We start from the raw sequence: 3,786 nt of genomic DNA, 5'->3' as shown, positions 1-3,786 counted from the left end.
CATCGAACTCATCCGCAGCCCATCCATGCCGTCGTCGCTACCCGCGCTGTCGGACAGGAACACGGATTCGTCTTCGCCTTCGAGCCAGCCGCGGCGCGACAGGTGCCGGCAGACGCGATGCGCGATGGTGTTGGCGAGCTGCGTCAGTTGCGCAGAGGTGGGGGCGCGGCGCAGGCGCGGCTTGCGCCGCGGGGGCTCGACGTTCGCGTCGTACACGCCGTCGAGCCACAGCATGTGGAAGTGAACATTCAGGTTCAGCGCGCTGCCGAAGCGCTGGATCAGGGTCACCACGCCGCATTGCGCGCTGGCGTGGTCGACGCCGACTTGATCGGCTAACCAGCCGGCGATGACGCGCTGCACGATCACCAGCACCGGGCCGATGGCCTCCGGCTTGCTGGCGAACAGGAAGCGCAGCGGGTACGGAAAACTCAGCACCCATTGCCGCACCGGCCGCGGGCCAAACACCTCCTCCACCAGGTGCCGCGCGCTCTCGGCCATGCGCCGCGCCCCGCAGCTGGGGCAGAAGCCGCGCTTCTTGCAGGAATACGCCACCAGCCTCTCGGCCCGGCACTGCTCGCAGACCACGCGCAGGAAGCCGTGCTCGAGCACGCCGCAGCGCAGGTAGGTCTCGAACTCCTCGCGCACATACTCGGGCAGCGGGCGGTCTTCGGCCTCAAGACGCGCGATGAAGTCCGGGTAGTGCGCCTGCACTAGCGCGTACAGCAGCGTGCGCTCGGGAACATGGCGTGCGTAGCTCGGCGCGGCCGCCAGCGCGGTGTTTGCGGCACGGGCGACACGCGGCGCGGCGCGTCCCTCCGGTGCGGTGAGGCACAGCACGGAACGATCCTGCGCATCGACGGCTGCACAGTGTTCCGCGCGGCCTCATCGCCGCCCATCGGCATTTCTCCCGCGCATGGGTAAGACATCGGCGCGGCGCAGCGTAGCAAATCACCTACCTGAGGGCACCTCTAAAAACCCCCGCTCTCGCGCCAGCAGCCCTCAGCAGAGTGCCCCGCTGACGGCATCAGGGTGATCCTCCGGGTACAACAACTGCGGCGCATGACAATCGATCCTGAAGCTGGCCAGAAACCGGCGGACAACCCGCAAAACGGGGATGAGAGTTCCCGATTCGACTGCGGCGCAGAGGGTCAGGTCTAGAATTGTTGCACCGCGTCGCATTCAGCAACAAAGCACAACAACTGCGGCGCATGACAATGAATCCTGAAGCTGGCCAGAAACCGGCGGACAACCCGCAAAACGGGGATGAGAGTTCCCGATTCGACTGTGGCAGCAAGGCGCAGGTCCATGCAGCATTTCATCACTGAGAGACTTTTTCGCCGCCTTCAGGCTGTTGAGGAAGCGTCTGTAGATGCAGCCGCTGCGCGAGCGATTGCAGGCGGCGCAGCAGTGATTCATGGTTGCCGAATCTGCTGCGGCCAGGCCTCCCGCTGACGCAGTGCTGGACCTGCCACGCGCAACCCGAATCGAGGTCTTGTCCGGCACGCTAGATTTCCCTCTGATGCCCACCTTAGCAGCGGCCGAAGGGTTGTCAACAACTTTTCAGCGGGGAAATCGCCAGCCGCATCAATGGCTTGCAACAACCTTTAGAGAATTGTTCAAGGCTTATCCACAAGTTGCTGATCCGTCTCAATTTTTGAGATTGAACGGAAGTTCAGGGGTGTGGACAGAGCGTGAAACATCGCTCGCGCATTCATGCGGGACGGGCAGGAAGCGGCGCCAGACTGCGCAAACCGTGCACAATGAGGCCATGTGCCTGCTCGCTCTTGGCTGGATGCACCACCCGCGCTGGCGGCTGGTGATGACCGGCAACCGTGATGAGTTCCACGCCCGCCCGACAGCGGCGCTGGCCCCCTGGCAAGATGAGACCTCCGTCATCGGGGGGCGCGACCTGCGCTCCGGCGGCGGCTGGGCCGGCGTCGGTGCGGGTGGACGCATGGCCGTGGTCACCAATGTCCGCGACCCGCTGGCCGCACAGACCGGTCCTTCACGGGGTGCGCTGGTGGCCGACTTCCTGCGCGGCCGCGACCCCGCCGCCGTGCATATCGACCGACTGGCAACGGTGGCCGGCGCCTACGCCCCATTCAACCTGCTGCTGGCCGATAGCGACAGCCTGGAGTTCCTGGGCAACCACCCTGCCGAGCGCCAGCGCCTGGGCCCGGGCGTGCATGGCATGTCCAACGGCGCGCTGGACGCACCTTGGCCGAAGACCCGACGACTGATGGCCGCGCTTGAAGCCTGGTTCGAGGCCGGCGATGAGGACCTGACCCCGCTCTGGGCCGCCCTGGCGGACGAACATCGCCCCGCCGACAGCGACCTGCCCGACACCGGCATCGGATTGGAACGCGAGCGCTGGCTGAGCCCGGCCTTCATCCGCGGCGACGACTATGGCACCCGCGCCAGCACGGTGCTGCTGATCGATGCCGAAGGGCACGGGCAGATCCACGAGCGTCGCTTCGGCCCTCAGGGCGCAGCCAACGGACAGAGCCACGTCATTTTCTGACCCGGTCACGCTGGCCGCTGGCCGGAACCTCTTTTCAGCAGGGTAGTGCCGGCCACTGGCCGGCAACCTCCGGATTTTCAGGCAGGCCACGCAGCTGCCGGCCAGCGGCCGGCACTACCGCACGCATGTCGTCATTGACGTGGCGGTCGTCGTCAGCGCAGCGCGCCTGATACGTCATTCAGCTTCCAGCCGCGACCGCGATCCGCCCTCGCCAGAGGGCTTTCAGCATCGCAGCCACCCGACTGTGCCCTTTTCGCAATCGGCCCTGTGCCTATATAATGTCGGCCCTGACCTCCCAGGGTGGTCAGGCCCGGCACTTCGCCGCGCGATCGATCGCAACCACAAGGAGGCCCCATGCGCCGCATCCTCATCCTGCTCGCCACCCACCTGCTCACCCTCGGCCTGGGCTTCGGCCTGGGCGTCTATCTCCTGCCGATCCTGATCGCCCCCGATGACCCGCCGGTTGCGCAGGTGCAGGCGGCCATGAAAGACGCCCCCTACCGCACCACCTTTCGCCGCGACCTCAAGGGCAGTGATGCGGTGCATTGGGCGGAAGGCAACGTCAGCGTCAGCCCGCGCCAGGTCGCGTTCGACGGCAAGATGGGTCCGGGTCCGGATTACAAGGTGTACCTGGTCCGTGACTTCGTCGACAACAAGGCCGATTTCCTGAAGATCAAGGCACAGGCCCAGCGCATCGGCGAGGTGAAGACCTTCAACCGTTTCCTGGTGGACGTGCCTGAAAGCGTCAACGTGGACGATTACACCACCGTAGTGGTGTGGTGCGAACGGTTCGAGCAGTTCATTTCCGCCGGGCAGTACCGCACGCCGGGTTGAACAACATCCCAAGCATCTGGGCGAAGAGCAGCCGAGCATGGCTCTACTGTAGAGCCGAGCCATGCTCGGCCTACCGTAAGAAAGAGGCGGAGCCGGCCGATAAGCCGGGTTCTGTCGTGGACAGTCATTCCTCTAGGCGTTACGTCACCGCAACGCTCAAGCAACCTACCCGGATCCAACGCGGGCCGCGCCAAAGGATCCCTATTTGGTCTTGCTCCAGGTGGGGTTTGCCGTGCCGGTCTGTTGCCAGACTCGCGGTGCGCTCTTACCGCACCATTTCACCCTTACCGGCCTTCCGAAGAAGACGTAGGCGGTATCTTGGGTATAGGAAGTTCAACCGCCCTTTTTTGCGAGTCTGGCGGGTAGGAAGCGGCCGCGCAAGCGCCGCTTTGGGCACAGATCGGGCACAGATCGGGGGTTCATGCGTGGGT

4 protein-coding genes and 1 other RNA gene are annotated in these 3,786 nt (G+C 65.1%); 2 read left to right on the top strand and 3 right to left on the bottom strand.

Annotated features, from left to right (window positions below; translation table 11 throughout):
- On the bottom strand, positions 1–771 hold a 771-nt coding region (locus tag ACVOMB_RS20810), incomplete at its 3' end, for a transposase zinc-binding domain-containing protein (protein ID WP_481532900.1).
- Positions 772–1,768: 997 nt separating this feature from the next.
- Here ACVOMB_RS20810 and ACVOMB_RS20805 point away from each other — a divergent pair.
- Positions 1,769–2,521, top strand: a complete 753-nt coding sequence (locus tag ACVOMB_RS20805) for an NRDE family protein (RefSeq protein ID WP_180832829.1) — start codon at positions 1,769–1,771, stop codon at positions 2,519–2,521.
- A 34-nt stretch (positions 2,522–2,555) separates the two neighbouring features.
- Here ACVOMB_RS20805 and ACVOMB_RS20800 read toward each other — a convergent pair whose 3' ends face one another.
- A complete protein-coding gene (locus ACVOMB_RS20800; protein ID WP_227852443.1) occupies positions 2,556–2,699 on the bottom strand; it encodes a hypothetical protein in 144 nt (47 codons plus the stop codon).
- Positions 2,700–2,875: 176 nt separating this feature from the next.
- Here ACVOMB_RS20800 and ACVOMB_RS20795 point away from each other — a divergent pair, with 176 nt between their 5' ends.
- Positions 2,876–3,355, top strand: a complete 480-nt coding sequence (locus tag ACVOMB_RS20795; RefSeq protein ID WP_047290306.1) for a DM13 domain-containing protein — start codon at positions 2,876–2,878, stop codon at positions 3,353–3,355.
- A gap of 84 nt (positions 3,356–3,439) precedes the next feature.
- On the opposite strand, the gene rnpB is transcribed toward ACVOMB_RS20795, so the two are convergent.
- Positions 3,440–3,786: RNase P RNA component class A (gene rnpB, locus ACVOMB_RS20790), an RNA gene on the bottom strand; the annotation flags it as partial.

It is taken from the genome of Stenotrophomonas sp. STEN018 (assembly GCF_056760235.1).
The sequence above is the reverse complement of the archived record's forward strand: the minus strand, read 5'-3'. Positions and strand labels throughout refer to the sequence as shown.